The 15,547-nt window shown below is 42.9% G+C and carries 17 protein-coding genes; 7 read left to right on the top strand and 10 right to left on the bottom strand.

The genetic code is table 11. The features are described from left to right. Positions 1-41: 41 nt before the first annotated feature. The 4 genes from KPL72_RS05095 to KPL72_RS05110 all read right to left on the bottom strand — a co-directional run bounded on the left by KPL72_RS05095 (position 42) and on the right by KPL72_RS05110 (position 4,428). Complete coding sequence (locus KPL72_RS05095; RefSeq protein ID WP_249422109.1) at positions 42-830, bottom strand: SDR family oxidoreductase; 789 nt, start codon at positions 828-830, stop codon at positions 42-44. A gap of 52 nt (positions 831-882) precedes the next feature. Continuing rightward, on the bottom strand, positions 883-2,379 hold the full coding sequence (locus KPL72_RS05100) for a sugar ABC transporter ATP-binding protein (protein WP_219702067.1): 1,497 nt from the start codon (positions 2,377-2,379) through the stop codon (positions 883-885). 26 nt (positions 2,380-2,405) lie between these two features. Then, entirely contained in the window at positions 2,406-3,335 is a 930-nt protein-coding gene (locus tag KPL72_RS05105; RefSeq protein WP_212915922.1) for a substrate-binding domain-containing protein, read from the bottom strand. Between the two features lie 142 nt (positions 3,336-3,477). Further along, positions 3,478-4,428, bottom strand: coding sequence for an ABC transporter permease (locus KPL72_RS05110; protein WP_219702068.1), 951 nt, complete (start codon positions 4,426-4,428; stop codon positions 3,478-3,480). A gap of 221 nt (positions 4,429-4,649) precedes the next feature. On the opposite strand from KPL72_RS05110, the gene KPL72_RS05115 reads away from it, so the two are divergent. From KPL72_RS05115 to KPL72_RS05135, 5 genes are all read left to right on the top strand, one after another. After that, on the top strand, positions 4,650-5,435 hold the full coding sequence (locus tag KPL72_RS05115; protein WP_219702069.1) for an SDR family oxidoreductase: 786 nt from the start codon (positions 4,650-4,652) through the stop codon (positions 5,433-5,435). Positions 5,436-5,610: 175 nt separating this feature from the next. Next, positions 5,611-6,492 carry an inositol monophosphatase family protein gene (locus tag KPL72_RS05120; protein ID WP_219702070.1) on the top strand — a complete coding sequence of 294 codons (882 nt, stop codon included), beginning with the start codon at positions 5,611-5,613 and terminating at the stop codon, positions 6,490-6,492. 32 nt (positions 6,493-6,524) lie between these two features. Continuing rightward, complete coding sequence (locus tag KPL72_RS05125; RefSeq protein WP_219702071.1) at positions 6,525-6,815, top strand: nucleotidyltransferase family protein; 291 nt, start codon at positions 6,525-6,527, stop codon at positions 6,813-6,815. Beyond that, the gene (locus KPL72_RS05130; RefSeq protein WP_219702072.1) at positions 6,808-7,164 is read left to right on the top strand and encodes a HepT-like ribonuclease domain-containing protein; all 357 of its coding nucleotides are present in this window, start codon (positions 6,808-6,810) and stop codon (positions 7,162-7,164) included. The genes KPL72_RS05125 and KPL72_RS05130 overlap by 8 nt, the downstream gene beginning before the upstream one ends. Next, positions 7,106-7,465, top strand: coding sequence for a hypothetical protein (locus KPL72_RS05135; RefSeq protein WP_219702073.1), 360 nt, complete (start codon positions 7,106-7,108; stop codon positions 7,463-7,465). The genes KPL72_RS05130 and KPL72_RS05135 overlap by 59 nt, the downstream gene beginning before the upstream one ends. Here the strand turns inward: KPL72_RS05135 and KPL72_RS05140 are convergent. Further along, on the bottom strand, positions 7,433-8,332 hold the full coding sequence (locus KPL72_RS05140) for a LysR family transcriptional regulator (protein WP_219702074.1): 900 nt from the start codon (positions 8,330-8,332) through the stop codon (positions 7,433-7,435). The genes KPL72_RS05135 and KPL72_RS05140 overlap by 33 nt on opposite strands. Positions 8,333-8,454: 122 nt before the next feature. On the opposite strand from KPL72_RS05140, the gene KPL72_RS05145 reads away from it, so the two are divergent. Then, entirely contained in the window at positions 8,455-9,321 is an 867-nt protein-coding gene (locus tag KPL72_RS05145; protein ID WP_219702075.1) for an MBL fold metallo-hydrolase, read from the top strand. Beyond that, the gene (locus KPL72_RS05150) at positions 9,315-9,938 is read left to right on the top strand and encodes a DsbA family protein (protein WP_219702076.1); all 624 of its coding nucleotides are present in this window, start codon (positions 9,315-9,317) and stop codon (positions 9,936-9,938) included. Before KPL72_RS05145 ends, KPL72_RS05150 begins: the two co-directional genes overlap by 7 nt. An 85-nt stretch (positions 9,939-10,023) precedes the next feature. Here KPL72_RS05150 and KPL72_RS05155 read toward each other — a convergent pair whose 3' ends face one another. From KPL72_RS05155 to KPL72_RS05175, 5 genes are all read right to left on the bottom strand, one after another. Further along, positions 10,024-11,052 (bottom strand): lipid A deacylase LpxR family protein, encoded by a 1,029-nt coding sequence (locus tag KPL72_RS05155; protein ID WP_219702077.1) that lies wholly within the window; start codon positions 11,050-11,052, stop codon positions 10,024-10,026. Positions 11,053-11,324: 272 nt separating this feature from the next. Further along, positions 11,325-12,698: a short-chain fatty acid transporter gene (locus KPL72_RS05160; RefSeq protein WP_212915932.1), complete on the bottom strand. Its 1,374-nt coding sequence runs from the start codon at positions 12,696-12,698 to the stop codon at positions 11,325-11,327. Between the two features lie 134 nt (positions 12,699-12,832). Continuing rightward, positions 12,833-14,008 (bottom strand): acetyl-CoA C-acetyltransferase, encoded by a 1,176-nt coding sequence (locus KPL72_RS05165; RefSeq protein WP_219702078.1) that lies wholly within the window; start codon positions 14,006-14,008, stop codon positions 12,833-12,835. A gap of 69 nt (positions 14,009-14,077) precedes the next feature. Then, positions 14,078-14,737, bottom strand: a complete 660-nt coding sequence (locus KPL72_RS05170; protein ID WP_212915934.1) for a CoA transferase subunit B — start codon at positions 14,735-14,737, stop codon at positions 14,078-14,080. 27 nt (positions 14,738-14,764) lie between these two features. After that, positions 14,765-15,469, bottom strand: a complete 705-nt coding sequence (locus KPL72_RS05175; RefSeq protein ID WP_219702079.1) for a CoA transferase subunit A — start codon at positions 15,467-15,469, stop codon at positions 14,765-14,767. Positions 15,470-15,547: the final 78 nt, after the last annotated feature.

Consider the following 15,547-nt stretch of genomic DNA (forward strand, 5'->3'; position numbering starts at 1 on the left):
CCTGAATATTTATTCTGCTTGGTCAAAAAAAGTCTGCTGATTTACCAGCAGACAAATCCACCATCAACCAATAAATCTACACCTGTACAAAATGACGCCGCATCAGAAGACAAGAAAATCGCAGGCCCTGCCATTTCATCAACTCTTGCCATTCTTCCCATTGGCGTTTGACGTTCAAATTCTTTAGTTTGATGGATCATTTCTGGTCGAGTGTTCATTGGTGTTGCGGTGTAACCAGGACTAATAGAGTTAACACGTATGTTTTTATCGACCCATTCCATTGCTAGGCTTTTTGTTAGATGGATTACGCCGGCTTTAGATGTGTTGTAATGAGCCTGCTCCAAGCCACGGTTCACAATCACGCCAGACATGGAAGCGATATTGACAATTGAGCCTCCACCGCTTTTTTCCATTAATTCAGCTTGAGCTTTACAAGAATGCCAAATACCAGTCAGATTAATATCAATCACTCGCTGCCATTGGTCTGGTTGCATATCTAACGCAGGATTGGCATTAGCAATCCCAGCAGCATTCACAGCAATATCAAGACGGCCATAAGTGTCTTCTGTCAACTGAACAGCCGATCGTAAAGATTCAAAATCACACACGTCGCCAGTATAAGAAATCGCGTCACCACCCATGCTTTTAATGCTTTGCACCGTGTCAGCTAAACCGCCGTCATCGCGCAAATCAAAACAAGTAACCTTAGCACCAGCACTAGCCAAAGCCTGAGCAATGCATTGCCCTATTCCACTTCCAGCTCCAGTGACCATAGCCACTCGTCCAGATAAATCAAAAAGTTTGGCTGCATTTATATTGAAATCAAGCATCATATTTACCTATTGAAGATATTTAAAATTTACAATCATAGACAAACCCTACCTATCCGAAGGCTGTCGCTAACTCCATTACCGAGACATCATTCGCCTTATCACGGTCCAAAATCCCCGTCATTTTCCCTTCAGCCATGACCATAATGCGATTGGAAATACCCAACACTTCTTCAAGATCCGAACTAACCACAATGACAGCAATGCCTTTATTAGCTAATTCAACGATGATTTCGTAGATAGAGGATCGAGCACCAACATCAATGCCTCGGGTGGGTTCATCAAGGACAACTACTTTAGGATCTTTTGCCAGCCATTTAGCCAGAATCACTTTTTGCTGATTACCACCAGACATTTCACCTGCGTTTTGCCCACCGCTGCCCTTTACACCAAAACGAGCTATACCCGCTGCTGCGTATTTTTTGATACTACCAGGACGAATAAAGCCGAATTTGGAAATCGTGGATAAATTCGCATAGGCGATGTTGTCTTCTATGGAGTGGTCGAGTACCAACCCTTGTAGCTTTCGATCCTCTGGCACCAATACCACACCATTCTCAATAGAACTCGTTGGGGTCTTAGGCGTAATGTCCTTACCATGCAAAAATACTTGTCCCGCTGCTATTGGGTCTGCGCCTGTTATCGCACGAACCATTTCAGTTCTACCAGCACCAATAAGACCAGCAATACCAAATATTTCGCCTTTTTTGACCGAGAAACTAATATCGTGAAACGTACCATTTGGCGACGACAAATTTTTAACTTCTATACATATCTCGTCTTTCGGTACCGGTATGGCGGGAAACATCTGGTTGAGGTCTCGTCCTACCATGCTTTCAACAATGGTTCGAATCGGAACATCGCCAGTATCAAAGTTTTCTACTGTATTTCCATCACGCATAACCACCAGACGGTCAGCCACTTTACGTATCTCTTCCAAGCGATGAGAAATATAAATAATCCCAACACCATCAGCTTTTAACCGTTCAATTTGTTTAAACAAAAGTTCAGTCTCAGCTCCACCAAGGGCTGCTGTCGGCTCATCTAATATTAATAGCTTGGCGTTAAGAGCAAGAGCTTTGGCTATTTCTATCAGTTGCTGGTTGGCGGTTGAAAGACCGCGCACCAAAGTGGATGCCGAAATGTTCAGACCAAGTCTTTCTATCTGAGCTTGTGCTCGCTGCTCCATCTCTCTACGGCTAACAAAACCGCCTTTGCTCGGCCAACGACCGATAAAAACATTTTCAGCAATAGATAGATGCTCCAGTAGTCGCAGCTCCTGATGGATAAGTACAAGGCCTGAATTGATTGCTTCTCGCGGACTATTGGGAGAATAAGTTTCACCCATCCATGTCATTTCCCCAGAGCTTTGGTGAAAACCACCAGCAATGATATTGGAAGTTGTCGACTTACCAGCGCCGTTTTCACCCAACAACGCCACGACTTCTCCAGGGTAAACCTCAAGATCTATACCGTGTAACACTTCTGTCGGGCCAAAGCTTTTCCGAATTTGACGCAGAGTGAGTATAGGTTTTCGTTCAGTCGTCATGATTTTGTTAGCTCCAGAATTAACGATTACGGATGATCAACAATAAATGCATCAACGTTTGCAGACGTCGTTAAGACTGCATCAATAATCTGCTCTTTTGGTACCGAGCCACCAGCAGCAAGCTTGATTGCCGAATCTACAGCTAAACGCCCCATAGCACGTGTACTCTGTGTTGCAGTTACATCAAACACGCCTTTTTGGATAGCAAGCAATGCACCAGTATCACCATCATAACCGCCGACAAACACTCTTTGTTTTGTACCCGAAGCAGCCACAGCCTTAGCGGCCCCCATTGCTAAACCATCAGCTTGGCCAAAAATCAAATTAACTTTTGGATAAGCCTGAAGTAGATTTTGAGTAATAGAAAAACCTTCATCTTGTGACCAACGCTCACTCCATTGGTTAGCGACTAATTTTACTCCTGGGTTTTCAGCGATTGCTTGCTCACAGCCTTTGGTACGGTTAACTTCTGGAGTTACCCCCTTTTGGCCATGGATCATAATCATTTCGCCCTTGCCATTTGCAAGTCCAATAATGTGATTACAAACCTCATAAGCAGATTTAACCCCCTCACCCGCGATAAAGGTATCACCAGGCTCAGTTTCAGCATTACGATCTAAATTCACCACTGGAATCCCAGCAGCACGAGCTAAACGAGGCGGAACAGTTGCCGCCGCAGCACCAGCTGGAATATACAAAAAAGCATCAATATTTTGAGTCATCAAATCTTGAACTTGGCTTACCTGCGTAGAGCTGTCGTCATTGGCATTAACCGTAATAACCTTAATACCCTTTTTCGCAGCATATTCTTCAACAGATTCTTTAATCTGGATAAAGTAATTAGCAGACAGGTTAGGCACAGCCAAACCTATTTTTTTGACTTCTGCTGCGCCAGCACCTGCGGACACAAGAGAAGCGGAAACAGCGCACGCTAATAACAATTTTTTAGTTTTCATAAGGGGTTCCCCTCCTAGATTATTATTTTTATTAAATACCGCTTAACACTTGTCCGCGGCTTCTAAGATCATCCAATAAAAGCATCGGATGATTTACACTTCGATCTAACATCCATTCATTTGATTACCAACGCATCCATTTTTATTTCTTTTTCAATGCCTCGATAGAGACAGCTAACGCAATAACAAGACCAATCACCACTTGTTGCATGAAAGGAGAAACGCCTAAAAGATTCAGCCCATTACGCAGAACACCAATAATCAAAACCCCAATAATGGTGCCAACTAAACTGCCTGTGCCGCCCGACAAACTAGTGCCACCAATAACCACAGCAGCGATAGCATCAAGTTCATATGAAACACCTGCTTGAGGCTGTACAGAATCAAGCCTAGCGCCAAGTAATACTCCAGCCACACCAGACAAAACCGCAGCAAAGACATAAACACCGACCGTATGTAGCTTCACTTTAATACCTGCAAGACGGGCAACTTCTGCGTTACCACCAATAGCGTATAGGCTACGTCCGCCCGAAGTGAATTTAAGATAGGCCCAACAAATAACAAACACAGCGAGCATAATGCCAACCGTAATAGTCAAAATACCGCCGTAACGGATAACTGCCATCAAATTAAACCAAGCCGGAAAACTAATAATTTGATGCCCATCACTAACCATATTGGCTAACCCTCGGGCAGCAGACATCATCGCCAAGGTAGCGATAAACGCAGGAACGCGGAAAAAAGCAATTAACGACCCAGACACAAGACCAGCCAAAGCAGAAGCAAGTAAGCCAACCGCGATAGCTGCTTCCATCGACCAACCTAACTCTTTAGCAAAATAGCCCATAACCATGCCGCACAAGGCAAGTATGGAACCAACAGAAAGATCAATCCCGCCAATTAAAATCACAAAAGTCATTCCAACGGCAAGAATACCTAGAACCGTTATTTGATCGAGAATGTTGACAAAATTTCGTAACGAAAAGAACGACTCAGTCGTAAAAGAGAGGAAAAAACAGAGTAGCAACAGACCAATTAATGGGCCTGTAGAACCACCGAATAAGAAAGATGCACCAACTCGGCTACGCAGCATAGCTATCACTCCAATAAATTATTTGTTTTTATACTTGTATTGAATATTTATTCATGTACGTTTAATTATTCAATACATACTAGTCATTCATCGGATAAGCTGTCAAGCAATTAAAAAAACAGAACCAACAAAACAACTTCTTATTGACCTGGAATGATTAAATATTCTAATGTGGATTTTTATTCAAAACACAAAAAATACTAGTAGTAGCAGGTGGCTTTATGACTAATAAATATAAAAATGTTGTCGTATGTGGTGGTAACAAAGGAATAGGTTTAGGTATTACTGAGCGTTTTTTACACGACGGATTCAACGTTGTTGTCGGCACAATAGACAAAGATTACTCTCAAACAGTAGAAAAACTAAAAATCGATTATCCGCAACAAATTATCAGCTTTCTCGAATGCGACGTAAGCTCGGTAAACTCTATTAAAGCTTTTTATAAACAAGCATTTGAATTAATGGGATCTATAGACATTTCCATTCAAAATGCAGGAGTCATTCGTATTTCAAAGCTAGAAGATGTCACTGAAAAAGACTGGGATATGACTCTAGATGTAAATACCAAAGGCATGTTTTTTTGCTGTAAAGAAGCCATCAGCTACATGAAAAAAGCAGGTAACGGTGGTCGTCTAATCAACACAGCTTCAGGTCAAGCAAGAGATGGTTTTATCTATACACCTCATTACGCTGCTAGCAAATTTGGCGTCATCGGACTAACTCAAAGCTTAGCCAAAGAAGTGGCAACAGATAACATTACGGTGAATTCTATCTGCCCTGGCATCATACATACCGATATGTGGGACTACAATGACCGTGTATGGGGCCAACTAATGGGAGATTTTAAACCGGGTGAACTAATGGACTCTTGGGTAGAAAACATCCCGATGAAACGTGCAGGCACAGTAAAGGAAGTGGCAGGGCTAATAGCTTTCCTAGCGGGTCCTGACGCCGCTTACATTACAGGACAAGCAATTAATGTCGATGGCGGACTTATCATGTCTTAATCAGCACTCAACATATAAAGCAGCCAATAACTATATAAAAAAGATCTAATGATTATTCAATAGATCTTTTTTTATATATTAAAACGATTCAAAACTAAACTAAGTAACCATTAATTCTCGTACTCATCAGGTATAATCCAATCTCATCTAAGTCAGATAAAAGGAATGGCGGCGTATGAACCTCGATAAACCAACTCAAGAAAGACTGATCAGCATCGTCCGTAGAGCAGGCCAAGAGATCGTCATGCCAAGCTTTCGCCAGTTAAGCGCCGCAGATGTAGAAACCAAGAGCAGCTTAACGGACCTAGTCACCCTAGCCGACAAAGCCAGCGAGGCATTCATTACCGATGAAATTCAAGCCGCTTTTCCAGATTGGGAAATTGTTGGTGAGGAAGCCGTCGCTGAAGACCCATCCACTACAGACAAAATAGCCACAGCAGACACCTGCGTCATCATCGACCCTATCGACGGCACATGGAACTACGCTCATGGTTCTCCCGAGTTCGGCCTGATACTCGCAGTAGTGGTAAAAGGCGTCACACGTTTTGGCTTGCTGTACGACCCAGTAAACGACGACTGGATTTACGCCAACCTAGGCGAAGGTGCATTTTTCCAACGTACCGCCATGAGTGAAAAAGGCAAACATCAAACGCCCGCCCAAGCTCCGTTGGCCTTGCAAATACACCCAGACGCAGAGCTTAACCTCGACAAACTTTTCGGCATCATGTCGGTAAACTCTTACACAGGTCAGAAAAAACAAGACTTCGCCCTCAAAGCAAGCCGCTTCGTCCGCATCAACAACTTGCCCTCTTGCCCAGCGTATCGACAAATCGCCCTAGGTCACTTCAACTTCAGTTTGACCTACAAAATGCTGCCCTGGGATCACGCCGCTGGCGTACTAATTCACACCGAAGTAGGCGGTATATGCCGCACACTCGACGGCCAAGAATACAGTCCAACCATGCTAGACGGCGAAATGCTCGCCGCTCAGTCAGAACAACAATGGCAAGCGTTGGCGGAGTGGTTTTTGTCGCTGAATACTAAATTCACGCTATAATTACTTTCAACACAACAACATGGGTGTTAAGTATGGATAAGCATCGTGCTTTACAAATACTAGCAGATAGTAAAAAAGAATTAGCAAGGCGCTATGGTGTTATCGACCTAGCCTTGTTTGGTTCTACTGCACGCAACACTGCATCGCCACAGAGTGATATTGATGTGTTAGTCACCTTTGATGGCTGCGCCACGGCAAAACGCTATTTCGGCGTTCAATTTTATTTAGAAGACTTACTTGGTTGCCCCGTTGATTTAGTGACGGATAAAGCATTAAGACCAGAACTTCGACCTTATGTAGAGCGAGATAAAGTCAATGTTTGAAGCAGGACAACGAGAGTGGCGACTCTATATTGACGATATGATCGGCTTCGCCGAGAAAGTACTTTCCTATACAGAAGGTATGAATCAAGCAAGTTTTATCAGCAATAACCTCACATACGATGCAACGCTTAGAAATATTGAATTAATAGGCGAAGCCGCTACGCACATACCTGACACTATTCGCTCTGAAAACAGTGACATCCCTTGGAGAATGATAGTGGCAACACGCAACCGTCTGATTCACGGCTATTTAGGCGTAGAGGATGATATTCTCTGGAGCATTATTGTCGATGAAATCCCTGCTCTGTTATCAGCTCTGCGCATTATATCTGCGAACACAATTCGATAAACAGCGCTCACTAGCAGACATCATCCCCACTCTTCGTATTGAATTAGACGATTTAAACAGCCCATACATGATCGACTTAGTTGATGAAAACAACCTCACCAACCAAGCCTTGTTAAAACAGATTCGAGAATCAGGGGGGGGGGTATTTACGAAACACGTACTTAGTCAGGTAATGACTCGTTCTAAGCTGCTTTTACCAATTTTCCCCCTTCCTAATCCCTTCAAAAATTCAAATTGCGGAATCCTTTCGTGGTTATTGGGTAAATCATTACCAAGGATGCTTAGCAAAGTAGCTGTCTAGATGATCGATTAAAGCGCGAACATTGGGTGATAAATGCTTTCGAGACGAATAAAGCGCGTAGATAATCAGGTCTTTGGGTTTCCATTCCGGCAGGACATGGCAAAGGCTGCCGTCGTTAATGTAGCGATTGGCTAAATAAGTAGGCTGAAGACAAACACCCATTCCATTCAATGTAGCATGCAAAAGTGCCGTTGCTTCATTGATGCTTAAACGACAATCCAAAGAAACAGATTCAAATTGGTCATGCTGGGATAGATGCCAGATGTGACGTTCTAAGTTTTTGTAACCCAAGCAATCGTGGTTTATTAAGTCTTGTGGATGCTGAATGTCACCTATGGTTTGGCGAGCTTTTTCAAGGTAAGCCGGAGAAGCTACCAAAACAGATTCACAAACAGCAATGGGTTTACCTATTAAAGAAGGATCAGGGTTCGAGGCAATCCGTATGGCAAGGTCGATACTTTTTTCGGTTAAATCTGCGGTGCTGTCTTCTAAATCGATATCAATATGAACTTTAGGATGTTGATCCATGAAGTCTTGAATGGCAGGCATCAGTTGAGAAAATCCAAATGACATGCTGGAGGTGATTCGCATCAAACCTGACAACTCCTCGCTGGTATTCACCAAGGAGATAATATTATCGGCTTGCTCCAACCAAAGCTCGACGTCTTTTAAGCAGGCTTCACCAGCACTAGTCAGTGATATTTTTCGTGTTGTGCGATGCAACAAACGAATCTTTAACCAATCCTCCATCGCTTCTATATACCGCGTCACCATTGGTCGTGACATATTCAAACGATCTGCGGTGCGAGAAAAGCTCCGCGATTGGGCAACATCGATAAAAACTTTAGCGGCTATCACTCTGTCCATAATTCTACTCACCCACTTGCACGATATAAGAAACAATCATGCTCATTTTTGTGTATTTTTCCGAGCACGTCAATTCTCTATTATGGCCACATGAATTAAACAATCACTCTTTGGAGAGAAACATGAAAAAACTGATTATATTGGCGGCTTCTGCACTTATCGCTCATTCTGCTTTTGCAGCAGACACTAAACCATTAACTCTAGATATATATAATGCAGCGCCTGACAGCTTTGGTGTTACGTCAACTTTGGTTTATGGCGAAACCGAAGCTATGGTTGTTGATGCTGGTTTTACTAAAGCCGATGCTCTTCGCATTGCTGCAAAAGTATTGGATTCCAATAAAGAGCTAAAAACTATTTTTATTAGCCAAGCGGACCCTGATTATTACTTCGGTGCCGAGACTCTGCACACTATTTTCCCTAAAGCCGATATCATTACGACTCCTGCGGTAAAAGCTGCAATTGAACAAAAACTGGCTGGTAAATTGGCTTTTTGGGGACCTCAAATGGGTGCAAACGCACCAGTTAATCCTATCGTTCCTAAGGCTTACACTCAGTCTACTTTGACTGTTGATGGTCAGACTATTGAGATTCGTGGTACTGAAGGTGTTTTGGCAAGTCGTCCTTACCTTTGGATTCCTGTAAACAAAGCCATTTTGGGTAACGTAGCGGTATTCGGTAATATGCATCTATGGATGGCGGATGCGCAGTCTGATGAGACTCAAGCTGCTTGGAAAGCACAGTTGCAAGAAATGCTTGCGCTGAAACCAACAACGGTTGTTCCTGGTCACATGACTCAAGGTACCGAGTTGACTGCAGATAACATTACCTTCTCTCTTAACTACATCACAACGTTCCAAAAAGCGAAGAAAGACAGCAAAGACAGTGCTGAATTAATTAAGACAATGACAACGAAATACCCTAACGCTCAAGGTGCTTTAAACCTAAACATCGCAGCAAAAGTCCATAAAGGTGAAATGAAATGGTAAAAGTTCATTACTTCTTCGATCCAATGTGTGGTTGGTGCTATGCAGCCTCTCCTTTGATTGATATTTTGGCCCAAACTCCAGATTTCGAAATCATCTATCATCCTGGGGGCATGATTCCAAAACGCGCAATTGAAGCGTCTTTTAGACAACATATTATACAAGCTGATAGACAAATTACTCAGATGACAAATGTACAATTTGGTGATGACTATCGCGCTAGAGTCGCAGGAAATGATGACTATGTGGTGGATTCTTACTCGACCACAAGAGCATTTCTAGTTGGACAAAATATGGGAGTAGATGCTCATAAAATGCTAACAACGATTCAGCAAGCGCATTACCTAAAAGGCGAACACTTACATGAATTTGCAGCCCTGCAAAAAATGGCGGCATCAATCGGTTTGCCCGAATCAGAGTGGAATGAAAAAATAGCGGCTTCTGAGCCAGAAATGCATAAAGCCATTCAAAATAGCCACACATTGATGAGTCAATGGCAAGTAAGTGGTTTTCCAACACTGATCATAGAAAAAGATGGCAAGCTAATCCGTTTACCTCATAGCTCTTACTATGGCAAGCCGACTGAATGGGCTGCTTACCTGACTACATTAGCGGGTTAGAAATCGTTACATGAGGAATGCAAAAAGCCTTCTATTTAATCTAATAAATAGAAGGCTTTTTATGTGGATTATTGTTTAGGCGTGGCTAAATCTGCCATGAAAATGTCACTGTACCGTAACGAGTAAACTTGTCCATCTCTCGATCATCTTTATCACCATTAAAAGTAAAAGGTGAATTAATGGCAAAGGCTAAAGCCATATCCCCCCAAGAGTAGGTTAAACCAGAGGAAAACATATTATTACCATGCTCGTAGTCTATGGATCGGCTGTTACGGAAGGTATTACCATCGGTAAATATTTGATTAAACGTATAAGTAAACTCAACCCCAGCAAAAACAAACCAGCCCTTATTAACAGCTATCGGGTTAGAGGTTCTGGATTCTGCCAATAAAACGGTAGCATACGAATCCTCAAGATTTCGTCCATAACGCAACATAAAACCGGTACTAACTTCGCTTCGTAGCGTACCAACACTGCTATCTACACCTGTTAAAAAGTCTACTTTACCGGAATCGGCGATCCAAGTTCGCCAAGTCCGTCCTCGAGAAAGCTGGAACACAACCTCATTCTCTAACTGTGTATCCCAGCCTTTTGGATTTCTAGCACTAATAACTCGATGAACGGCTTTTTGTGTTTGCTCACCCATAGCAATAGGCCCAACAACCCCCAAAGTGGTACTGACTCTATCTGCATAATCAGAAGCTATCGCAATATAGGTATTCGTAAAACTCAATAATGCAGAATAAGGAAAGGTCCCCTCAGCAGGAACTTTCTCTTCAATATCATATGGCGTTGTTAATGTTTGGCCGCCACTGTAGATATTAATGGAAGTACTAAGGTCTCGATTCGGCAGGCTCCACAATAATGGTTTAACCCAAAAGGCAGGTGATTGAACGGATTCAGAGGTATCGTTAACTTCAAAATACGAAACATAAATGCCATTCGTATAGCCATTATCTTCATTAACAAAAAAGTCGTTATCTAACGTTGCAGACATCCAGTTAACATCTGCATAAGCAGGAAATACACAAATCAAACCAAAGCCTAGTAAATACTTCCGTAGTCTCATAAGCCCTTTTTGATTATTAAAATCCGTACCTCTATACCTGCCCATTTTTTACCTGCTCCTGCTTTGTAAATATAAAAGGGGCTAATTATAAAGAGATTTTAAGACAAAAACTGCACTAAATTACATCTATAACAATTTAATCATTTAAGGGCTGTTGGTGAGGAAATCCCTATAAATACGATATTTTTGTGCACTTTTACAAATCATCAAAAAATAGGCTATGTAAAAATATAAAAGCCACTGTCTAACAGTGTTAGACAGTGGTTTTTCTTCATACCAAATAAAAAATTGGCAAACTCATCTAATGATAAGGTCTCTTAAAAAATCAAAAAACCAAGAGAAATAATCACACCTGATCCAATCAATGCCATCAAGCAATAACCCATTACATCTTTTGCGCCAAGCCCTGCAATAGCTAATGCAGGTAACGCCCAGAATGGTTGAATCATGTTTGTCCATGCATCGCCCCAAGCAATAGCCATGGCCGTTTTCGCAGCATCCACGCCTAGCGCAGCGCCCGCAGGCATCATGATTGGCGCTTGCACCGCCCACTGGCCACCGCCGGAAGGAACAAAGAAGTTAACGATACCAGCACTCAAAAAGGTGAATAAAGGGAAAGTAGTTTCATTAGAAATAGAAACAAACGCCTGTGAAATCACCCCAGCCAACGACGCACCAGAATCTCCCGTTGCTGTCATCATGCCCATAATCCCTGCGTAGAATGGGAATTGCAGCAGAATACCAGAGCAGTTACGCGCTCCTTGAGAAACAGAGTTCAACAAACTTTTTGGTGTTCCATGAAGCAAAACAGCTGAAAACAAGAAGGTAAAGTTCACGACGTTTAAGTTCAGAGCAAAACCATTATTTACAAAGTAATAAATAATATAAGCAAAGCCCATCGCGCCTAAAAGCAATGACAAAACACGGCTGTTTTCAAGACGCTCTGCCGGACTCATATCTGCTTTATTTGGGGTCTCAACGACTTGCTCTTTTAATAATTCAGAGTCAATTGTAACCGTATCTTGCGGTGCTGGATGCATCAAACGATTCAATAATGGAATCGTAATAAACATCACCGCCAGAATCGTTAAATTCATCGTTGAGAAAATTGTCTCAGAGGTTGGAATCGGCCCCATCACAGCACCATTTGTAACCTTTTCTATATTCGCACCACCCGCAATAGACAAGGGGATAGAACCCGACAATCCACCATGCCAGAACAAAAAGCCACTGTAAGCAGAAGCAATCAATAAACGATAATCAACGCCTTTTACACGAGTGGCAATTTCTTTGGCAAAAATAGCACCCACCACTAAGCCGAAGCCCCAGTTAACCCAACACGCCATCGCACTGATTACCGTGACTAAAATAATGGCTTGGCCTGGCGTCGTTGCCACGCCTGCCAACATAGCCAGTTTACGTTTAAATGCTGGCGCACTTGCCATGGCATGCCCTGTTACTACGACCATTGCCATTTGCATCGAAAAACTAAGTAAATTCCAAAAGCCGCCAGCCCACGCATTCACCACTTGCATTGGCCCTTGTCCGGTACTCGGCATCACCAATAAAAATACAGCAAATGTTAAGACTATGGCGAAAATAAAAGGATCAGGAAGGTAACGCTGTAACAAGGTAACGAAGAATTGGCTTACTTTTTGTAAACCTGTTTGTTTTTGTTCGAGAGTATTCATCAGTTTTATCCTGTTTTTTATATTTTTTATTGGACGAGAAAAGCGAAAGCAAAAAAGAGAAACTAACTAAGGGCCCTCTTTCTGCTGTATCACTTTGTTACGCTTATTAATGACATATTTTTTAGCAAAATCTTTTAACGAGAAACCAACATAGCAACGCCCATTCCGCCGCCAATACACAAAGTCGCCAAACCTTTTTTAAGACCCTGACGCTGCATTTCATGGAGTAATGTCACCAGAACTCGACAACCAGAAGCACCAATAGGATGGCCAAGAGCCAATGCGCCGCCGTTCACGTTTACCTTACTAGCATCCAAACCAAGTTCTTTATTGACACAAAGTGACTGCACAGCAAAGGCTTCATTGGCTTCAATTAGATCCAAATCAGACACTTGCCAATTGGCTCTTTTGAGTACTTTTTGAGTCGCGGCAATAGGACCCGTTCCCATGATTTCAGGATCAACACCCGCGCCGCTTGCCGCTTCAATGACGGCTAAAATCGGCAAGCCCAAACGTTTGGCTTCAACATCCGATGTCACTATCACCATGGCAGCACCATCGTTCAAAGACGATGCATTACCAGCAGTAACAGTACCGTCTTTGACAAATGCGGGACGTAATTTGGCAAGAGAGTCAGTTGTAGTATCGGGCCGGATCTGCTCATCCGTATCAACAATAACGGGCTCGCCTTTGCGCTGAGGAACCGAAATGGGCAGGATCTCTTCAACAAAATGCCCTGCAGCTTGCGCTCGTACAGCTTTTTGTTGAGAGTTTGCCGCAAATACGTCTTGCTCTTGGCGACTAATATCCCAGCGGTTAGCAATATTTTCGGCCGTTTGGCCCATGTGATAATCGTTAAACGCATCCCATAAACCATCTGTCACCATGGAATCCAGCAGCTCCCAATTGCCCATTTTTTTGCCTGATCGGCTATTGGGTAATACATGAGCGGCTTGGCTCATGCTTTCCTGTCCGCCAGCGACCACCATGCTGGCATCACCGTTCAACACAGCTTGCGCAGCGAGTTGCACAGCTTTTAAACCAGAGCCACAGACTTTATTAATCGTCATAGCAGAAACCTGCTTTGGCAATCCTGCATGAATAGCTGTTTGGCGAGCTGGGTTTTGACCGCAGCCGGCAGCCAGTACTTGACCTAAAATCACTTCTTCAATGTGATCTTTCAAAATAGGTTGTTTGGCTAACATGCCTGACAATAGTTGAGTACCTAATTGCACCGCACTCAACGAAGATAAAGTGCCATTAAAAGCACCGATAGGTGTTCTTGCAGCAGCAACGATAACGGCTTTCATAAGACAGCTCCTATAGTTTTTATTAATTGTTCATTGCTATTATTTATTCTTTATTACTATTGTTTATTGCTATAAAAATGCCATTTCAGGTACATGATCGGGCACAATGAGTTTACCTTGAGTTTTTGCAATAATTTCTTCAACTGAAACCCCCGGCGCTCTTTCTTTTAACACAAAAGCGCCGTCTTCAATTTCTAACCAAGCTAAATCCGTCAGGACTTTTTTGATACAACCTTTGCCAGTGAGTGGTAAAGAACAATTAGACAGCAGCTTTGATTCGCCGTCTTTAGAAGCATGAGTCATGGTGACGATGATATTCTCTGCGCCAGCCACCAAATCCATCGCGCCGCCCATGCCCTTGATTAACTTATTGGGAATCATCCACGAAGCAATATTGCCATTTACATCCACTTCAAAAGCACCCAACACGGTCAAATCTACATGACCACCACGGATCATGGCGAAGGATTCAGCGGATGAAAAAATCGACGCGCCTTTCACAGTGGTAACCGTTTGTTTACCGGCGTTAATCAGATCTGCATCAATGGTTTCTTCGGTAGGAAACTCGCCCATACCAAGCAAGCCATTTTCCGATTGCAGCATGACATCCATATTTTTCGGTACATAATTGGCAACCAAGGTAGGAATACCAATACCAAGATTGACGTAAAAACCGTCTTGTAATTCTTGGGCAACACGTTGGGCCATTTGCTCTCTAGTAAGTGACATAAAAAACCTCTTTTTTATTCTATTATTTTATTCTGCTGCCTTAACGGTTCTTTTTTCGATGCGCTTTTCAAATGTACCGAGCACCACTCGATCCACATAAATGCCGGGCGTATGGATGTGAGCAGGATCTAGTTCACCTATTTCGACGATTTCTTCTACTTCTACTACGGTGATTTTGCCAGCGGTTGCGGCCAAAGGATTGAAGTTCTGTGCGGTGTGGCGATAAATGACATTTCCGTATCTGTCAGCTTTCCAGCCTTTAACGATGGCGAAGTCACCAACGATGGCTTCTTCCAACAGGTATTCACGGCCATTAAATTCTTTGGTTTCCTTGCCTTCCGCGACAGGCGTACCCACGCCAGTAGCGGTGTAAAAAGCGGGAATACCCGCGCCACCAGCGCGCATTTTTTCCGCTAGCGTGCCTTGTGGGGTGAGTTCTACTTCTAATTCACCATTCAATAATTGCTTTTCGAACAAGGCATTTTCGCCAACATAAGACGACACCATTTTGCGCACTTGCTTGTCTTCCAGCAGAATCCCCAAGCCAAAACCATCCACACCGCAGTTATTCGACACAACAGTTAAACCTTTTGTGCCTTTGCGTTTGATTTCAGCAATCAGGTTTTCAGGGATACCACACAGGCCAAAACCGCCAGCCAGTAGCGTCATATCATCTTCTAACCCGATCATGGCCTCTTCATAAGAAGCGACGACTTTGTCAAAACCGGCCATAGTTCTTCTCCTAATTTGTTATTTTTAGCTTCCAGCCAGTTTGACCTAAGGACATAAATTAATTAAATTTGTTTTTTC

The organism is Marinomonas lutimaris, from assembly GCF_019426345.1.
Taxonomy (GTDB): domain Bacteria; phylum Pseudomonadota; class Gammaproteobacteria; order Pseudomonadales; family Marinomonadaceae; genus Marinomonas; species Marinomonas lutimaris.

Coding starts and splice junctions, on each gene's coding strand:
- KPL72_RS05095 (WP_249422109.1), bottom strand. CDS start 830: ATGCTTGATTTCAATATAAATGCAGCCAAACTTTTTGATTTATCTGGA.
- KPL72_RS05100 (WP_219702067.1), bottom strand. CDS start 2,379: ATGACGACTGAACGAAAACCTATACTCACTCTGCGTCAAATTCGGAAA.
- KPL72_RS05105 (WP_212915922.1), bottom strand. CDS start 3,335: ATGAAAACTAAAAAATTGTTATTAGCGTGCGCTGTTTCCGCTTCTCTT.
- KPL72_RS05110 (WP_219702068.1), bottom strand. CDS start 4,428: ATGCTGCGTAGCCGAGTTGGTGCATCTTTCTTATTCGGTGGTTCTACA.
- KPL72_RS05115 (WP_219702069.1), top strand. CDS start 4,650: ATGACTAATAAATATAAAAATGTTGTCGTATGTGGTGGTAACAAAGGA.
- KPL72_RS05120 (WP_219702070.1), top strand. CDS start 5,611: ATGAACCTCGATAAACCAACTCAAGAAAGACTGATCAGCATCGTCCGT.
- KPL72_RS05125 (WP_219702071.1), top strand. CDS start 6,525: ATGGATAAGCATCGTGCTTTACAAATACTAGCAGATAGTAAAAAAGAA.
- KPL72_RS05130 (WP_219702072.1), top strand. CDS start 6,808: ATGTTTGAAGCAGGACAACGAGAGTGGCGACTCTATATTGACGATATG.
- KPL72_RS05135 (WP_219702073.1), top strand. CDS start 7,106: ATGAAATCCCTGCTCTGTTATCAGCTCTGCGCATTATATCTGCGAACA.
- KPL72_RS05140 (WP_219702074.1), bottom strand. CDS start 8,332: ATGGACAGAGTGATAGCCGCTAAAGTTTTTATCGATGTTGCCCAATCG.
- KPL72_RS05145 (WP_219702075.1), top strand. CDS start 8,455: ATGAAAAAACTGATTATATTGGCGGCTTCTGCACTTATCGCTCATTCT.
- KPL72_RS05150 (WP_219702076.1), top strand. CDS start 9,315: ATGGTAAAAGTTCATTACTTCTTCGATCCAATGTGTGGTTGGTGCTAT.
- KPL72_RS05155 (WP_219702077.1), bottom strand. CDS start 11,052: ATGGGCAGGTATAGAGGTACGGATTTTAATAATCAAAAAGGGCTTATG.
- KPL72_RS05160 (WP_212915932.1), bottom strand. CDS start 12,698: ATGAATACTCTCGAACAAAAACAAACAGGTTTACAAAAAGTAAGCCAA.
- KPL72_RS05165 (WP_219702078.1), bottom strand. CDS start 14,008: ATGAAAGCCGTTATCGTTGCTGCTGCAAGAACACCTATCGGTGCTTTT.
- KPL72_RS05170 (WP_212915934.1), bottom strand. CDS start 14,737: ATGTCACTTACTAGAGAGCAAATGGCCCAACGTGTTGCCCAAGAATTA.
- KPL72_RS05175 (WP_219702079.1), bottom strand. CDS start 15,469: ATGGCCGGTTTTGACAAAGTCGTCGCTTCTTATGAAGAGGCCATGATC.